This window comes from Alteribacillus bidgolensis, from assembly GCF_002886255.1.
GTDB lineage: Bacteria > Bacillota > Bacilli > Bacillales > Marinococcaceae > Alteribacillus > Alteribacillus bidgolensis.
The window spans coordinates 1,377,528-1,394,596 of record NZ_KZ614149.1; the positions used below are offsets into that span (position 1 = coordinate 1,377,528).

General features: G+C 37.8%; 15 protein-coding genes and 1 pseudogene. 8 read left to right on the plus strand and 8 right to left on the minus strand.

Annotated elements, in window-relative coordinates; translation table 11 throughout:
- The first annotated feature begins 107 nt into the window (after positions 1–107).
- The 3 genes from CEF16_RS06995 to CEF16_RS07005 are packed head-to-tail and all read left to right on the plus strand — an operon-like array spanning position 108 to position 3,881.
- Entirely contained in the window at positions 108–2,204 is a 2,097-nt protein-coding gene (locus CEF16_RS06995) for a BglG family transcription antiterminator (RefSeq protein ID WP_170031677.1), read from the plus strand.
- 19 nt (positions 2,205–2,223) lie between these two features.
- Entirely contained in the window at positions 2,224–2,493 is a 270-nt protein-coding gene (locus tag CEF16_RS07000; protein ID WP_091582372.1) for a PTS sugar transporter subunit IIB, read from the plus strand.
- 20 nt (positions 2,494–2,513) lie between these two features.
- Positions 2,514–3,881: a PTS ascorbate transporter subunit IIC gene (locus tag CEF16_RS07005; RefSeq protein WP_091582369.1), complete on the plus strand. Its 1,368-nt coding sequence runs from the start codon at positions 2,514–2,516 to the stop codon at positions 3,879–3,881.
- A gap of 560 nt (positions 3,882–4,441) precedes the next feature.
- Here the strand turns inward: CEF16_RS07005 and CEF16_RS07010 are convergent.
- Positions 4,442–4,855, minus strand: coding sequence for a DoxX family protein (locus tag CEF16_RS07010; RefSeq protein ID WP_091582367.1), 414 nt, complete (start codon positions 4,853–4,855; stop codon positions 4,442–4,444).
- A gap of 142 nt (positions 4,856–4,997) precedes the next feature.
- On the opposite strand from CEF16_RS07010, the pseudogene CEF16_RS07015 reads away from it, so the two are divergent.
- Together CEF16_RS07015 and CEF16_RS07020 are read left to right on the plus strand one after the other, a co-directional pair.
- Positions 4,998–5,323: pseudogene (locus CEF16_RS07015) on the plus strand (winged helix-turn-helix transcriptional regulator).
- A gap of 155 nt (positions 5,324–5,478) precedes the next feature.
- Positions 5,479–6,093, plus strand: a complete 615-nt coding sequence (locus CEF16_RS07020; protein WP_091582364.1) for an abortive infection system antitoxin AbiGi family protein — start codon at positions 5,479–5,481, stop codon at positions 6,091–6,093.
- Between the two features lie 285 nt (positions 6,094–6,378).
- Here CEF16_RS07020 and CEF16_RS07025 read toward each other — a convergent pair whose 3' ends face one another.
- The 4 genes from CEF16_RS07025 to CEF16_RS07040 form a co-directional block, all read right to left on the minus strand.
- Positions 6,379–7,314 carry a DMT family transporter gene (locus tag CEF16_RS07025; protein ID WP_091582361.1) on the minus strand — a complete coding sequence of 312 codons (936 nt, stop codon included), beginning with the start codon at positions 7,312–7,314 and terminating at the stop codon, positions 6,379–6,381.
- Positions 7,315–7,342: 28 nt separating this feature from the next.
- Positions 7,343–8,929 (minus strand): amidohydrolase, encoded by a 1,587-nt coding sequence (locus tag CEF16_RS07030; RefSeq protein WP_091582359.1) that lies wholly within the window; start codon positions 8,927–8,929, stop codon positions 7,343–7,345.
- A gap of 121 nt (positions 8,930–9,050) precedes the next feature.
- Positions 9,051–9,410: a cupin domain-containing protein gene (locus CEF16_RS07035; protein ID WP_091582357.1), complete on the minus strand. Its 360-nt coding sequence runs from the start codon at positions 9,408–9,410 to the stop codon at positions 9,051–9,053.
- A gap of 19 nt (positions 9,411–9,429) precedes the next feature.
- Positions 9,430–10,755, minus strand: coding sequence for a flavin monoamine oxidase family protein (locus CEF16_RS07040; RefSeq protein WP_091582353.1), 1,326 nt, complete (start codon positions 10,753–10,755; stop codon positions 9,430–9,432).
- 234 nt (positions 10,756–10,989) lie between these two features.
- Here CEF16_RS07040 and CEF16_RS07045 point away from each other — a divergent pair, with 234 nt between their 5' ends.
- Positions 10,990–11,736, plus strand: coding sequence for a response regulator transcription factor (locus tag CEF16_RS07045; protein WP_091582351.1), 747 nt, complete (start codon positions 10,990–10,992; stop codon positions 11,734–11,736).
- A gap of 234 nt (positions 11,737–11,970) precedes the next feature.
- On the opposite strand, the gene CEF16_RS07050 is transcribed toward CEF16_RS07045, so the two are convergent.
- Complete coding sequence (locus CEF16_RS07050) at positions 11,971–13,407, minus strand: carbon starvation CstA family protein (RefSeq protein ID WP_091582348.1); 1,437 nt, start codon at positions 13,405–13,407, stop codon at positions 11,971–11,973.
- A gap of 299 nt (positions 13,408–13,706) precedes the next feature.
- Here CEF16_RS07050 and CEF16_RS07055 point away from each other — a divergent pair, with 299 nt between their 5' ends.
- Positions 13,707–14,189 carry a hypothetical protein gene (locus CEF16_RS07055; RefSeq protein ID WP_091582345.1) on the plus strand — a complete coding sequence of 161 codons (483 nt, stop codon included), beginning with the start codon at positions 13,707–13,709 and terminating at the stop codon, positions 14,187–14,189.
- A gap of 164 nt (positions 14,190–14,353) precedes the next feature.
- On the opposite strand, the gene CEF16_RS07060 is transcribed toward CEF16_RS07055, so the two are convergent.
- Positions 14,354–14,746 (minus strand): acyl-CoA thioesterase, encoded by a 393-nt coding sequence (locus CEF16_RS07060; RefSeq protein WP_091582342.1) that lies wholly within the window; start codon positions 14,744–14,746, stop codon positions 14,354–14,356.
- Positions 14,747–14,939: 193 nt separating this feature from the next.
- Entirely contained in the window at positions 14,940–15,980 is a 1,041-nt protein-coding gene (locus CEF16_RS07065; RefSeq protein WP_139185908.1) for a TDT family transporter, read from the minus strand.
- Between the two features lie 323 nt (positions 15,981–16,303).
- Between CEF16_RS07065 and CEF16_RS07070 the strand changes: the two genes are divergently transcribed.
- Complete coding sequence (locus tag CEF16_RS07070) at positions 16,304–16,969, plus strand: haloacid dehalogenase type II (RefSeq protein ID WP_091582334.1); 666 nt, start codon at positions 16,304–16,306, stop codon at positions 16,967–16,969.
- The last annotated feature ends 100 nt before the right edge of the window (positions 16,970–17,069 follow it).

Here is a 17,069-nt window from a genome sequence, read left to right on the forward strand (position 1 = left end):
TAAGCACTTACATCCAACAACAAAGGGTGATATAGTATTAATCACAGTAAGGGGCCAACATCAATACGTTCATTTTTGCAAATTTTAAAATACAAGGAGGGATGCACATGGTACTAGATAAAAGGAGAACCTTTATTTTAAATCAGATGTACCACAACAATGGCATCGTTAATATGAAACTGCTTAAGAACAAATTAGGCGTCTCTCAGAGAACAATTTATTATGATTTGGACCAAATTAACTGCTGGTTGGAATGCAAAGGACTTAAACCTATACAAAAAGCACGTGGAAAAGGATTTTATTTAACAGTTGATACCTGTAAAGAGCTGCCTTCGCGATTAACGTTGAAAAACCAATGGGAGTACCGATTCTCTCAAAAGGAGCGCATTCAGATTATTCTCCTCATGTTGGTTACACGTTCTACCTCCTTACAAGAACTTATGGACACAACACAAGTGAGTCGTGGTACGATGTTTCGCGATCTCAAAAAAGCGAGCAAAGAGCTGGAATATTTTGAGATGAAGTTAACTTATGAGAAACGATCCGGCTATCAAATCATTGGTCAAGAACAAAAAAAGCACCAGTTGATGTCAAACGTAATCAGTTATATCCTTACTGCTAAAGATTCACCTCATCTAAACGAAAAGCTGCATGACATACTGTATCCATCATCAAATAACAATGATGATCGTTTAAAACCTTTTTTAAAAAAAGAACTAGCCTCGATCGAAAAAACATTAAACGTATCTTTTACAGAAAATGTGATACAGTACTTAGTTCTGCAAATAATGATTGCCATCAAACAAAAAAATCGTTCTGTATCACATGAGATCGATAAGGAAGAGATCCAAATCTTGCAAAAAACCAAAGCATACCAATCGATCGAAAAGCTAAATGATTCGTTGCAAGAGCAAGAGTTTGGCTCTATCCCTTCTCACGAAATGCTTTTACTGACCATGCAGCTTCTTGGTTCGCGCGTCCATCACGAACACATAACAGGAACATGTACGAAAGAAATGAGCCAACTTCAAATGGTAGTTAAAAAAATCATTGATGATTTTCAGCTGATTGGGTGTCTGATTTTTGCAGACCGTAAACAACTAGAAGAGAATTTATTCACGCATTTAAAACCAGCTTTTTACCGATTGAAATATGATATTTCCACCAATAACCATTATTTAGAGGAGATTCAAAAGCATTATCCGGATGTTTTCTATTTAACAAAGCGATCCCTTTCTCACCTGGAATCATTTATAGGTAAAGACATTCCAGATGAGGAAGCAGCCTATATAGCCATGCATTTCGGGGGATGGCTCCGTCGTGAAAATCAGAACACTGCTAAAAAATACAAAGCAATGGTTGTTTGTGAAAACGGTATTGCTGCTTCCGGTATGCTTCGCTCACAACTGGAAACATTACTTCCTGACATTATGATCCTCCACACCGTTTCCATCCGAGAATATAATCAATCAGACTATCAAGTTGATATCGTCTTTTCTACCTCTTATATAAAACAAAAGCAAGCTCCGGTTATATATGTTCCTGCTCTTTTGATTGATAAAGATCGTGAAAACATCGTCCATCAGGTAAAGACCATATTAGAATCTATAAACCCTGTAGATCAGGAAGTCTCATTGCTTATGGCGATGATTGAAGAACATGCCACCATTCATCAACCAGGAGTACTAAAAGAAAAGCTTGCACAATGTATTGGAAATCAATATTCACTCACAAAGGAGACGTACAAACCTATGCTAGATGAGTTACTCACACAAGACATGATCCAATTGGAAGAGGCGGTGACAAGCTGGGAAGAAGCGATTCGTGTATCCGCAGCCCCACTTCTTAAAAATGAAAGCATAAACCAACGTTATGTCGAAGCCATGATCCATAATGTCTATGAAAATGGCCCTTATGTTGTCATCTCTCCGAATATTGCGATTCCACATGCAAGGCCAGAACAAGGTGTCAATCGTTTAGGAATGAGTTTTCTACGTTTAAAAAAACCCGTTGCCTTCTCCGACCAAGCGAAACACCAGGCTTCTCTTGTCATTGTGTTAGCTGCAATTGATAATGAAACACACTTAAAAGCATTATCTCAATTAACAGAGATGCTTTCTGAACCAGGTAATACCGATCGCTTGATTCAGTCAGCGGACGCTGATGATATCTTAGCGATCGTCAAACAATATTCTTTAAACTAATAAAGAGGAGGAATGTTTGATGAAAAAGATATTAGTTGTATGTGGAAATGGCTTGGGAAGCTCGATGATCGTAGAGATGAATGTAAAAAACATTTTAAAAGATATGAATGTGGAGGCAGAGGTTTCGCACACCGATTTAACTACGGCTAAAACAGAACATGCAGACCTTTACATTGGATCGGCGGAGATTCTCGGTAATATCGATGATGGCAGTCGTAATATTGCTCTTTTAAACAATCTATTAGATAAAGATGAACTTCGCCAAGCATTAGAAAACAATTTTAAATAAAGGCAAAGGGGGACACATGAATGGTCGACCTTATTATGAATGACCTTTTAGGGACACCGGAAATTTTAGTAGGGTTATTTGCGCTAATTGGCCTTTTAGCCCAACGAAAAGCGATCGCTGACGTTATATCCGGTACACTTAAAACCGTGCTCGGATTTGTGATTTTGGGCGCAGGTGCTACCGTCATTATTGGCTCACTAGATCAATTTAGCAGTATGTTCACCCACGCTTTTAACGTCAGTGGGGTCATACCAAACAATGAAGCTATTGTTGCTGTTGCTCAAGATACGTTTGGCACTGAAACAGCAATGATCATGTTATTTGGGATGATTACAAATATTATTCTAGCTCGCCTTACACCATTTAAATATATATTCCTTACCGGGCATCATGTGATGTTTATGGCTTGCTTAATCTCAGTTATTTTGACGACTGGCGGGATGTCCGGTATACCGATGATCGCCCTTGGTGCTATTATACTTGGTTCTTTGATGGTTCTCTCTCCGGCTCTATTACAGCCATACACAAAAGAGGTCACACAATCTGATGACATTGCTGTTGGACATTTTGGTTCCATTGGCTACTTTGCTGCTGGCTTTATCGGAAAACGTGTTGGCAATAAATCCAAATCGACAGAAGAAATTAAAGTACCAAAATCGCTCGGATTTCTTCGTGACACAACGGTGGCTGTCTCACTGACAATGGTAGTTCTTTTTATTGCCCTTGGCTTATTTGTTGGACCAACTTTTATCGAAGCTGAACTGAGCGAAGGCCAAAATTTTCTTATTTTCTCATTTATGCAAGGGCTTACGTTTGCCGCTGGCGTCTACGTGATTTTGACCGGGGTCCGTATGCTGCTTGGTGAAATTGTACCGGCTTTTAAAGGGATTGCTGACAAAATTGTTCCGAATGCAAAACCAGCCTTGGACTGTCCAGCCGTCTTCCCTTTTGCCAATAACGCTGTCATTATCGGTTTTATATTCAGTTTTATTGCAGGCCTAGTAAGCATGCTTTTGCTTCCGTTATTCGGTTTAGCCGTTATCATACCTGGTCTAGTTCCTCACTTCTTTACCGGTGCTGCTGCCGGTGTATTCGGAAATGCGACCGGCGGCCGCAGAGGAGCTATCATTGGCTCCATCGCAAACGGTGTGATGATCAGCTTCCTGCCCGCTTTACTGTTGCCCGTTCTTGGCACGTTGGGCTTCCAAAGCACAACATTTGGAGATGCTGACTTTGGCGTTGTTGGTCTCGTATTTGGAAGTTTAATAGCATTAATACCATCAAATGTTTTCTTTACGATTATTGTGCTAGCTATTCTCGCAGTACTATTCGCATTGGGTTGGAAATTACGAAAAGAAAGGAAAGAAGATAACAAAAAGATTGCTTAACTTCAGGTAATGCAGCCAGACGAGCGCTGGCTGCTTTATTGTGATTTTAAAACATTTCTTTTCCTTTTTATAGATATTAACATATCCCTTATAAAAATCATTTTTCTAGATCAGCACCTTGTATAGGTATCTACATAGGAAAACAGAGTAAGGGTATTCCCAGCTCCGTTTTACCGTCCAAGTATACTTTTTGTTAATACGCAACTAGCTTTTCTGCATAAAAGTTTATTGATAAAGCTTGCTGCCAGACTTTTTAAATTCTTCTGCTTTTTCCTGCATACCTTGTTTTATAGCATTTCTTGTATTCATGCTTTTTCTTTAGCATAATTTCTTATGTCACGTGAGATTTTCATACTGCAAAACTTCGGACCACACGCTCACAGATCCTCCATTAGGATTGCTTCTGGATACGAGTTCCAAACCTGATTAAATTGGAAAAATATTACATTTAAGGAAATATAATATATTCCTATTTCATTATTTAGATTAGAAGCAAGCTCTTTATTCCTTTTATTATTACTTTCATCTAGTACTGTTATTCTAATAATACGCACTGTGATTTATACTTCAGCTCGTTTACGATAGCCTTGTTTTGACTGAAAAAAGATGTTCTCTAGTGAAAAGGCCATTCTGTTTGCCAATAAAACATAAACAGACATCGCTAATAGTGCTAAATCAAATTCAAATCCATCCAAAAATCCTGCTGAAAATTTTACCGTAAACATAGCACCTATCATAATAAAGACGAATAAAATGGATACTATTTTCGTCCCCAAACCTAGTATCAATAGTAGACCGCCAATAAGCTCAATAACAGCAACAATATAAGCTAAAAATCCAGGAACACCAATACTTTCAAAGAAACCAACGGTATTGCTGATTCCTCCTTGAAATTTATCCAGACCATGAATGAAAAATATGAGACCTAAAACAATTCTTAAGATGAGAGCTCCTATCTCTTGTTTGCTTACCATCCTCTACCACTCCTTTGTTTTTTCTTAATCATTTAATTACTTTTCGTAAGTAAGTTTACTTTAATAACTTAATTACGTCAATATATAAATTTACTAATAATAAATAGTCGTGGTAAAATCTTCTCATAAGGAGTGATAAAACATGAATAATTCACATCTCTGCCCTAAATTTGAAAAAAAGCAATGAATATTCTAAGTAAACGCTGGACCGGCTTAGTTATATACCAGCTGCTTACAGGTCCGCAACGTTTTTGCACGATACAATCCTCTATTGGAATAAGCGGACGACTGTTATCCGATAGGTTAAACCATTTAGAAAATGAAGGAATTGTAAAACGCGAAGTATATCCGGAAATACCTATTCGGATTGAATACTCGTTGACTGAAAAGGGATTAGCGTTAAAACCACTTATGGAAGAATTAGAAATTTGGTCACAAACGTGGGGAGACATTGAAGATATGAAATAAAATGAAAAGCAGCTTATATTGGCGAGTTAAAGTTCACTCGATTAACATTTAATTTCAGGTCTGGAATATCAATACGAATTATTATCAATACTGAACATCAAGGTCCTTATATTTTCTTTAACAAAAGAAATAAATAATTTTAGGATGGATAAATCATGCAAAGATACTACTCCAACATATATTGGCATTTTACAGGCAGTCCAAGTGATGTGGATTGGAAAAAAATTAAAAAGCCAAAAGAATTAAAAGATTATCCGCCAAAAACGATTAAAGACACGTACGAAACATTAGAAACAATTCTTTTATCCAAAACGTTAAAAGCAACAAGTGCGGAGAAAGTTTCCTCTACAGAAGAAACCGCACCATTTTGCTGCGTTTGTGATATCCCATTAAAAGATTTAGATTATCATATGAAGTATTATGGAAAAATAGCGATCGGCTTTAACCATAAGGCGATTCACGGAAACTTTAATCCGGTTTTATATATAGACCCCGAACATATGCCTTATATAAATCACTCCGTATCACTAGAAGACGGAAGCAAAAGCCTGATAAATTTAATCAAACATACGAATTTCGGCGTGGAGCGAGGTGAATCCTTTTACGGAGAAAGAGAATGGCGGTATATAGGAGATTACCGATTTAACGAATCGGATGTCGAAGTAATTATTGTTCCAAAAGATTTTAAAGACAAGTTAATACACTTTCTTGAGCAGAACCATTACGACGACACGACGGTTCTCACGTGGGAACTCATACAACTACTATAGAAAATTGAATGCAAGTAGAAAGATATAACGATTTATTATACTCTGATGTATCTTTGGTTCAGAGAGAGTATTTGTTCTCCATCGATTTTATTGAACATTACAAATTACATTTTCTTGATCATTGCTGCCGCTTTTTTTAAGTTATAACCCTTGAGAAATATTCTTTAGCGTTTATGATGTAATCTACACACAAAAGAAAGCATCCGAGGTAGAATTCGGATACTTCTTAAATTAAAGATACCAATGTTCTAAGAGCCGGTTTAAATGATAACTTTTAAAACAAATTTACAGCGATTTTTCATCTGCTGCTGATGAAGGGATGGTATTACCAGATGTCCCCTTTTTCTTCTCTTGTGATTCTGCGATGAAAATAGATGCAATGACTAGACTCAAGGCAATTATGTCGACAAATCGTATGGAAGCTCCGTAAAAAACAAGGGCAACAGCTGCTGCAACTACCGGCATTACTGCATTAGCCATCCCTGCTGTACTAGCGTTAATCTGAGGCATTGCCAAAAAAGTTAAAGAATAGGCGAACACCCACCCCAATAGGCTGTAAAATAGAATTCCCAACCAAACCGATCCATTGTTCAAAGCAGCCATATCTAATGAATTAAGTTCAACTAATGCCATCGGCAGTGTCTGAAGGGTGCCGAAAAAAGCCAGCCCTGCAGCAAGTGTGTAAGGTGGAAGTTCAACGGAGAACTTTTTCGCGTAAATGAAAAACAAAGATATCGACATGACTGCTAAGAGCATAAAAATGATTCCAACCGGACTCGCTGTTCCCTCAACTTGTACACCTGCTATATTCACTATTAACACGGCTGCTACAGCTAACATAATGGACGATATTTTTTGCATGCTTAGTTTTTCCCTCAATATGAAATAGGATAAAATTAAGATGACTGCCGGTGTAATGCTGCTGATAATACCAACAGAGATGGCACTTGCATGGGTGACACCATACAGTAAAAATACGGTGTATAAAGTAGCAGTCAAAAGTGCTTGCATAAACATCCCATAATAATTTTTAAAACCAAGTTTTGTCCATTTTGTTTTCTCATACAATGTAGCTAAAGGAATCAGTATTATAGCTGCAATCATGATAGTCATACAAGTGAAAAGCCAGACAGGGAAAACTTCCATCATCGAATCTCCAAGCGGTATGCTTGCTCCAATACAAGCCATAGCCAGTACAATATACAGCAGTCCTCTGCTCAAACGTGACACCTCCTGAAAGTTCAATTCCTTAAAAGCCTGTTTTTGCCGATTTGATTTCTCCGCCGATCATCACAAGTTCCACAGGCATTTCTCTTAAGGCATCATGTTCACAGGTTAACGGGTCTTCACCAAGGACGACCATATCTGCTAATTTTCCTGGCTCAATGGAACCTTTTATTTTCTCTTCAAAACCTCCCCACGCTCCCCATAATGTGAACATTCTAATCGCTTCTAATGGTGAAATACCTTGGTTAGGATATTTCTTTTTTTGATAATAGTTTTCTTGTGTTACCGCCACCCAAATCCCGTGCCAAGGACTACATCCTTCTGGTTGTGAACCTGTAGAATCAGAATTTCCAGGGAGAATCAAACCTTTGTCAATATAATTACGCAGAGTCGGAGATACGAAATCAGGGAGACAATGAGTAAATTGCGGCGTCATAATAGGTATAATGCCCAGACTTTTCATTCGACGGATTTTCTCTTCTGAGTCAGAGTATTGATTAAGTTGTTCTGCTGCATGTTCTAGTCTTAGTCGATGATCTTGGCTGGGAAATCTTTTTAAAGCTTGTTCATATGCTTTCAAACCCATCTCAAATGCAGGCTCCGTTGCTACATGTGTCCATAAATGCAATCCTGATGAATGGACTTTATAAACGAGCTCATTTAACTCTTCCTGTGAATATTTATTATCGAACACAGGGTGCAAGTTTGCATGAATTCCTTGTCCGTCAACAAAGAGTTTTATGCCTCCTATGCTTAGCCATTCATCTCCAAAACCAGCCTGTAAGCCTCCTTTTAAAAATTGATCGATATTTACTAAATTAGGGTGCTGAAGATAAAGCCTAAGCCTTAGAGGTAAGTTTTCCTCTCTTTTTAACTGCTGCCATGCCCTTATACCATCTGTAGAATATGGTAATTCATGAATAGAAGTTACACCGTTTGATACAAAATGTTCTACTGTGCCTACACGTAAGGCTTCTAACAATTTTTCATATCCCCACGGCATTAATGGAAGCTGTTCCCATCCTTCTGTAAATACACCAGTTAAATCTCCTGTTTGAGGGTCCCTTCCTAATGTTGCTCCGTTTGGCAGTCTGGACTCTTGTGTCCAGCCCATCGTTTCTATGGCTAGCGTATTCAAAATATTTACATGAACTTCCATGTTAAAAATCACAGGGTTATCTGGCGCCACGTTGTCCAATTCCTGCCTTGTAGGGAGACGGCCTTCCATTAATTTTTCCGGAAGCGCATTTGACCCTCTAGCAATGATCCATTCACCCTTTTGTGCCTGATCAACACGTTGTTTAATTACATTCAAAATTTGTTCTACACTTGTGTAAGGTGGTGTATGGACATTGACTGCGTTCGTTAAACTGTTTACCGTTAATTCTGTATGAACATGGCTATCTACAATTCCTGGTATGACAGCTCTTCCGCCTAGATCAATGGTCGTACCATTATGTGGAAGAACACCACGTATTTCCTTATTCGTGCCTACTGCTATTATACGATCGTCTGCTAGTAATACTGCCTCAGCAATAGTGTCGTTTTCATCTACAGTAATTATTTTCCCATTTAGCAATGCCACGTATGTTTGGTCCATTATTTTCATAGCATATCCTCCAGGTGGAAAAGATTATTGGGAATTTAAAATGTATGTTCACATTTGCACAGCCATTTAGTGGTAAGATAGTATTATTCTCCACAAATGTCTTTTTCCGAAAGCTTGTATTTTAGCTGACGATAAAGAATTTAACAAAAGATTTTTTTGTTTTCCAGGTTCCAGCGAATCCATTGGTAAAAGAATAAGAATGACCTTCCTTTAGAGCGATTATGTTTCCTCCCACTGTCTCAACCTCTGCTTCACCGCTTAAGACGTAAAATGTTTCGTTTCCTGCTGTTTTGTATGGCATTCCATTTGGATGTTCATCTGGATGATGCTTCCAAAGCCCTGCAGCAAGAATGCCTTTCTCATTTTGAGTTTGCCTGAGCCAGCTTACCTTGCCAATTTCATTTCCTTCTACCATAAACGGCTCCCAGTGTTCCGGTTCTTTCGATAATTCAAACACAGTACTATTATTAAGATGTAACATTTATGTGTTCCTCCCTTTTTTATTGAATTGTTCTTTGTTTCGTTGATTGTTCTTTTAAATAATCAGCAGTTTTCCTGCTTACAGTAAAAGCGCTTTCGATAGCTCCATCAATAAAACCTGCCCACCCGTTTGCATAATCAGAACCAGCAAGAAACAATCCGTCTTCTGGATTTTGCAGTTCAAATAAATAATTGGTCAGTTGATTATTGCACTGCATCGGCCACGTCTCACCTGAAAACTTATCTCCAACCCAGTCATGTCCGGCAGACTCAATTACTTCTAAATCTGGTTTCATCTGACGAAGAGCTTGTTCCACTTCATAAATACTTTCCGGATTCAATTTAGCAGCATCCGGACCAAAGCCAACAATTATTCCATCTTTGCCTTCCACATACTCCAGATGAGCATAATTTATCGGATAATCCACTGGGGCAAATGCCACAAACGGGTTGGCAAAGTTTTTTACTTTAGCCCAGAATTTTATGCCTTTACTTGCTTGTCCTTCTTTTGCCGCTTTACATTTAACAGCTGACAATGACGGCTTAAAATCAATACTGTTTAAGACGTTGATAGGAAGTGTAGTAATGACAGATTTTCCATTAAATTGCTTATCGTCTTTTGTCTTAATCGTGAATCCATCCGCTGTTTTTTCTACCTGAGATACGACTTTAGAATAAAGGATATCTGCTTTTGCATCGCTAAAAATAGATTCAATCAATGCCTTGGTTCCTTTCGCAATTTTAAAGCTCGCACAGATTTCCAACATTAGCTGCCAATTATTATCGGACAAAGCTGCCCAGCGCATTGCCTGTGTGATTCCAGCTCTTTCGGTTGGCCCGTTAAAGTTTAATGCCCATAGGCTTTCCATCAAATCTTTAATTTCCTTGTTTAAACCGAGTTGTTCTATCTTTTCCGATACGGTAAGATGATCTATGTTTTTTAGTTCCTTTGAAGTCAAAGGCTCATATGGAAGTGGAAAATACTTGCGTGTATCTGCTAACAGTCCCTGATTCGCCTCATCCAACAAATCAAATAATTGTTCAGGTGTTCCTTCTTTCCCTTGGCCATTTGCTGTCCAATAGGCTTTTTTTGGCTCTGGTGACGGGATCACCTCTAATCCGTACCGTGTAATTTCAGACCAGACGTGAGGTTGGAACCAATGCACCCATGTTCCTCCCATTTCAAGAGTCCGACCTAGCTTTTGATCACACCACGTCCGCCCTCCCAAACGATCTCTCGCTTCTAAAATTAAAACGCGATAACCCTTTTGACTCAACTCCCGTGCTGCAGTCACTCCCGCAAATCCAGCACCTATAATAAGAATGTCATAATTTTCATTAGCCAAGAAAAACCCTCCTCCATCCTTGTTCTACAACCTGTATCCATTTAAATGTTGTTTGGCTAAATGTACTTCCATTATGTAAGAAGAATAGTTGAAAATATATTACCCAAACGGGCCATATTTACTGACTATTTGAATAATTTAGACATCCATGTTTATAATTTAAATAAATATTCTAAAAGTGTAAAAGCTCCGGCGTGTATGTTCTATTAAAATGTCAACACAAGGAGGACATCTATGATTTCTCATTCTTTTAGTAAAAACAATTATAAAAAAGTAGTTTCTTTTATGGATGAGCTTTCATCAACTGATAAGAATTTCCGAAAAGAAGTACTTTTAGCGTTTGAACGCTGGTTTGGTTTCCACCAAATGAATTTCTGGCTTTGCGATGAAAATAATGACTTATATGATCCTGTCACTTTGAACACGGATGAATCTATAACGAAAGATTATTTAAAAAACTATTTAAGTATGGATCAATTAACCCCCCACAAACTTGCACATATTGTCCCGAGACGACGAGTTATCAGCCTTCTCGATATTCAAACAAAAAAAGAATATGAAAACAGCGAGTATTATAATTGTTTTATGAAAAAATATGGTTTTTACAACAATACAGGAGTATTTCTTGTAAGAAACTCTAAAATAACCGGGTTAGTAGACTTTGTGTCAGAGAAAGAGGAAAAAAGCATAACGGAAAATGAAATGATGTGTTTGGAAATACTTTCAAGGTATTTAGCACCAAGGGTGTACGATCACACTCAACCGCCTTACAATAAAAACAGAAGCTCTCTTCCAAATAGTCCTTTAACTGCCAGAGAAGAAGAAGTATTACTGCTCGTCCAGCGAGGATATTCCAATAAATATATCGCACAAACTCTGTTTATCAGTGTGAATACCGTAAAAAAACACATCCAGAGTCTCTACATAAAATTCGATGTGAATAATCGGACAAGCCTCTGTTTTAAAGTTTCCTCAATATAAATTTTACTTGCAGTCTTCTGCTTTATGAGTATTTAAATATACTCTCTTTTACCCATACGATTAAGACATGAAGTATAAAATCAGCTATTAGAAAAATTCGGCTTCCCGCTAAGTCCTTATGGCGGAAGCCGTAGTTTGTCTTGTACTTTGATCCTTTTACAAAGTTAAAACATTCCTAAAATATAAAAATAAAAGCTATCCTTCATTTTTTAAAGGATAGCTTTTATTCTTAGTCTATGCTGCATGAGATGCTTCGCTGTCTTGCTTTTTCTTCTTATATTTCATTATTTGAGCTATATACCAAACGATGACCAGTGACGTCAGGGAGAATCCGATGATCATCGATAACTGATAGTTCAGGTTTAACCCTTCCGGTGCATAAAAGATATAAGTACAAACGACACCTGTCATAAAAATAGCCGGGACCCCGCAAATCCAGTGTAGTTTCTGATGTTTTAATAAAAATATCGCTGCGGTCCACAGCATAAACGTTGCCACAACTTGATTTGTCCATCCCACATATCTCCATAAAAACGTGTAGTCAATTGTTGCTAAGAAAAAGGTCGGAATCGCAACAGGAATGCTAACGAACAATATTTTTATTTTACTTTCCATATTAATAAACTTCGCAAGCACATCCGCTAAGATCATTCTAGAGGAACGGAGGGCCGTATCCCCTGTTGTGATCGGTAAAATAACTACGGTCAAGATCGCGAGGATTCCGCCGATTGTTCCAAGCAGCGACGTTGAAATAGCGTTAACAACGCCAGAAGGCCCTCCTGCATCAAGAGCTCCTTGTAAGCCTGTTGTCCCATTGAAAAACGTCATTCCAGCAGCCGCCCAGACAAGCGCAATCACACCTTCTGTAATCATGGCACCATAAAAAATCTTGCGGCCATCGGATTCTTTTTTCATCGTGCGAGCTATAATAGGACTCTGTGTACTATGAAAACCTGAAATGGCACCGCATGAGATCGTAACCATAAGAAGCGGCCAAACTGGCAATTCGCCAGGATGTAAATTTTCGACGGTTACGTTTGGTATCGGCTGTTCAGAAAACAGCAGTGCAATCGCTACGGCAGCCGCCATAATCAGCAAGATAGCCCCAAAAAGAGGATAAATGCGCCCAATGATTCGATTAACCGGCAAAATCGTGGCAATCACAAAATAAGCAAAAATAAGAGACAAGGACATAATAAAACTAAGCGATGTAATTTGAGAAATTAATTGGGCAGGACCGGCAGTGAACGCAGCAGCCACTAAAATCATTAAAACTAATGATACCCCATTAATAAAAGCTTTCGCATACTTCCCCAAATACCGTCCAACTAGAGAAGGAAATTGAGCACCATTATGGCGCAAAGACATCATTCCAGAAAAATAATCATGAACCGCACCTGCAAAAATACACCCAACGACAATCCAAATAAAGGCAACCGGTCCATATAACGCACCCGCAACCGCACCATAAATGGGTCCTAAACCAGCAATATTTAATAATTGAATCAAATTACCTTTCCACCAGCTCATTGGAACGAAATCTAAATTATCTCTTTTTGTATAAGCCGGAGTAGATGCTTTGTCATCTATCAAAAAAACTCGTTCTACGAATTTTCCATACACTATATAACCAACTATAAGTAAAAGGATTGCTCCCAAAAAAGTGATCATGCTGTTTCCCTCCTGCTGTTGTTCCTCTATCAAATATGAACATACTAACACTTATTTATAGTCGAATCAATCTGATTAGTCGATCTTTTTTAAAAAGTCTAAAGTACCAGATATTCAATTTCTTTATTCGTTTAAAAGGGAACACGTCAAAATTATAGTTAGGGCTCGTTTATTTTGTATAATAACGTCGACAAATGTAAAACGATTAAAACAGGGTATTTGTTTATTTTGTAGAAATGAATAGTATATGGGTAACGTCATTACAAAACGATACACACTAAAGAAGGAAGGTGAATGGTATGTTTAAATGGTTGCCACATAAAGAGCAAGAAATGTGTGAGAGAAAACTTACCAGGGTTATGAAGCGTTTAAAAATTGAAAATTTCAATTTCAATTGGGATCGAAGCAGCTGTTTTATTGAATTTAGTTATCAAGAAAAGTCGTATAAGATGGAACACTCTGTTCTAAAAGCGAAAAAAAAGGGTATTATTTTAAGGAACGGATTGGATTGTTTACTCGAATTAATTCAATCCCTTGAAGATTTGTGTGAAATTATTGAAAGAGGGACGTATAAACTCGAAACTTGGCTTCACGGTATGAAACAGTCATCGGCAGCTGAAGAGATCCCTGAATATGAAGAAGAATTCCATATAAGATATAAGACATTACGAAAACAAAAGACAGAATCTAACAGGAATGAAGATTTTGTCCAAGTTGCACCGGAAGCCTCTCTTCGGAATTTTAACCGGGCTCAGATTCTTCAACGAACTGAGCGTGAATAAGGACTTAACTTGAAAAAACGCTTACCTCCATATACTTTTTCTCTTCCTACTTTTTTAAAAATAATCCTATATGCTTAAAAATAAATTCATTTAAAAATGGACCATATGTAAAACAGGCGCTTTCTTATTTAAGAATGGCGCCTGTTTTCTAGAAGTGAATAAGGTTACGGGAAACATTGAATGATTTCTTTAGCAATAGCTGTACTTTTTCTTGCTTCTTTATCAAACATTACGTTAACAACAGTACCCTCTAATATCCCTTCTTCTTTTTCGTTCATGATGGTCTGTTCAAAAGTGAAGCTTTTTCTTCCTATCTTTACTGGCTTCGTTTTTATTCGCAGCTGTTCTCCTAGTCTTGCTTCTTTCTGAAAGGAGATGTCTAACCTTACTACTACTGTCCCTAAGTTTTGTTCTGCCATATCGGCAAAAGATAGGCCAGCCTCTCTATACCAATGGCCGCGTCCTTTTTCTAAGTATGTTACAAAAACACTATTGTTGACATGACCTACTTCATCAATATCCTCTTCTTTGACTTCCACTTCGGTATAAGTTATCAAACAGCATCACTGCCTTCCGTATTTGCGATCTATGTCTCTTATTTTGACAATAGGTTTGAAATTCCTTTTTATTTTTGTCAACGTGTATAAACACAATTTGATGCTTGAAATGCCGTACTGGTCGAACGAAGATAAGGTGATTAAAAAAGGCAGTCTATTTAAACTTCTGCTGGACAACCTTTTTAGTAAGAAGCTAATCAAATGGAAGTGAATTCTTTTGCCCTTGAGAAACAGGCCATTTCGATTCTACCCATAAACCAATCTCGACAACCAGAGTGACTAATACCATCCATGCCCAAAACGACAAGAAACTTTCATGAAAATCATACATTGCATTCATATAATAAGGGTTTTCATGCATTGTCCATGAAAAGGCGTAAAACATTCCAAAGGTAAAATTCCTTGCCCACTGACTAATATTGTAAGTGAAAACCCCTTCTTTCCAGCCAAATTGCCGGACTCGTTTTACGGCTCTTATTATTTCAATCATCTCAACAATAATCAATAACGTAAACACAACCAACCAAAAAATCATTATAAATAAGGCCGACATCCATTGAGATGAAACGATCGCCAAGCCTGTAATGGATAAGGCCCCATGAATAATACAATTGGTATTCGTCCAATCCTCTGTAAGAGACCATTGTTTTGCTTTTCCATAACGAATCCCGATCATAAACATGCCGCATATATAAAAGAAAATACCAAGCACCATGACAACTAATTCCAGTACATCCGGAAGAAACGGAAATACTTCTACCCACACGATTACAAGCGATTGAGTTGCAACGGTTGACAACAAAATAACACCATGGATGGAGTGTCTTCTAGGCCGCTGAAATAATTGTTTAAAGTTATATACACAACTGACCAGGAAAAGAAACCAAAGTATGGTGTTTATTACCCCCATGACTTGGACCACTGCACTTAATTCAGGAAAATACTTTATGATGACGTTACATAAAACCGAGATCCCGGCAATCCAAGTTCCCGTCACAAAAGAATTAACTGGATTTTTTAAAAAGGGAAGTAAAAAATCTTTATGAAAAAATTGAAAAGTGAGAGATTTATAAACCAGCAATGCTATCACCGCAAGCACTACGGTAAGTGTCTCTCCCATTATATGATCTAAGAAAGGAAAGGCTTCAATTGCAGCATAAAGAAAAATTCCCAGGGCCATAATTACAGATCCTGAAGCAGGATTTATTATTTTCATATTATCTTTGGACCTCATACCCATCTCACCCGCTACTTTAATCATACACCCTAACATTATATGACTACTTGCCTTTATGGAAAAGTACTTCTTGGAGTTTGTGTGATAACTTTATTGAAAAACAGCCATAACTAAGTGCCTCCAACGCTTTATTTTTGGTATAAAGGCTGGGTGACTTTTTTCTTACTATTCAATTAATAGGAGGTAAAATATTAGTAACGTAGAAGATTGATTGAATGATGAAAAGTATACAACAAGGTCTTTCCTTTATTTTAAGGATTGGCCTTTTCACCCGAGCTGGTTAAATTGTATAACATTTGGAGGATGAGAGGAGTATTTATATGACGGAAAAAAAGGTATTTGCTTTTGATGTTTACGGTACCTTATTTGATGTTCTTTCTATAGCAAAAACATGTGACGAATATTTTCCCGGCTTTGGAGACGCTATTAGTGCGATGTGGAGAGAAAAACAAATTCAGTACACATTTTTGCGTCAGGCCATGGGAAAATACCGCCCGTTTTCTTCTGTAACAAGGGATGCCCTGCAATTTGCAGCAGCATGTTATGATAAAGAGCTTACGGCCTCACAAGAAGATAAACTCCTAGAAGCATACAATTCTCTAGAGCTCTATCCCGAAAGTAAACAAGTTTTACAAACGTTAAAAGATCACCAATATTTACTGCTAGTTTTTAGCAACGGCTCTCGTGATATGCTTGAACCGCTTTTAAAACAAGCTGGAGTCGATACATACATCAACCATATTTTGAGCGTGGATGACGTAAAACAATACAAACCATCACCCGCCTCTTACCAGTTGATTTTAGATAACATCAATTACCGCCGCGACAAAATAACTTTTTTATCAAGCAATGGCTGGGATATCAGCGGAGCAAAAGCTTTCGGATTTACAACTGCTTGGATTAACCGCTTCGGACAGCCCGTAGAAAAGCTTCAACTCACACCGGATTATACCTATACATCGTTGCTGCCGCTTATGAATTGGTGAAATAGGCGGAACGTAAAACATGATGCCTGGACACTTGTTCCGTTTTATAAACAAAGCGGCGATATGACGCCATCCTAACGGTACTGTGTCCAGATGCATA

Excerpts from the sequence above, each read along its gene's own strand:
- CEF16_RS07020 (WP_091582364.1), top strand. The coding sequence starts at position 5,479 with ATGCAAAGATACTACTCCAACATATATTGGCATTTTACAGGCAGTCCA.
- CEF16_RS07050 (WP_091582348.1), bottom strand. The coding sequence starts at position 13,407 with ATGATCACTTTTTTGGGAGCAATCCTTTTACTTATAGTTGGTTATATA.
- CEF16_RS07035 (WP_091582357.1), bottom strand. The coding sequence starts at position 9,410 with ATGTTACATCTTAATAATAGTACTGTGTTTGAATTATCGAAAGAACCG.
- CEF16_RS07065 (WP_139185908.1), bottom strand. The coding sequence starts at position 15,980 with ATGAGGTCCAAAGATAATATGAAAATAATAAATCCTGCTTCAGGATCT.
- CEF16_RS07055 (WP_091582345.1), top strand. The coding sequence starts at position 13,707 with ATGTTTAAATGGTTGCCACATAAAGAGCAAGAAATGTGTGAGAGAAAA.
- CEF16_RS07070 (WP_091582334.1), top strand. The coding sequence starts at position 16,304 with ATGACGGAAAAAAAGGTATTTGCTTTTGATGTTTACGGTACCTTATTT.
- CEF16_RS07010 (WP_091582367.1), bottom strand. The coding sequence starts at position 4,855 with ATGGTAAGCAAACAAGAGATAGGAGCTCTCATCTTAAGAATTGTTTTA.
- CEF16_RS07005 (WP_091582369.1), top strand. The coding sequence starts at position 2,514 with ATGGTCGACCTTATTATGAATGACCTTTTAGGGACACCGGAAATTTTA.
- CEF16_RS07000 (WP_091582372.1), top strand. The coding sequence starts at position 2,224 with ATGAAAAAGATATTAGTTGTATGTGGAAATGGCTTGGGAAGCTCGATG.
- CEF16_RS07030 (WP_091582359.1), bottom strand. The coding sequence starts at position 8,929 with ATGAAAATAATGGACCAAACATACGTGGCATTGCTAAATGGGAAAATA.
- CEF16_RS07045 (WP_091582351.1), top strand. The coding sequence starts at position 10,990 with ATGATTTCTCATTCTTTTAGTAAAAACAATTATAAAAAAGTAGTTTCT.
- CEF16_RS06995 (WP_170031677.1), top strand. The coding sequence starts at position 108 with ATGGTACTAGATAAAAGGAGAACCTTTATTTTAAATCAGATGTACCAC.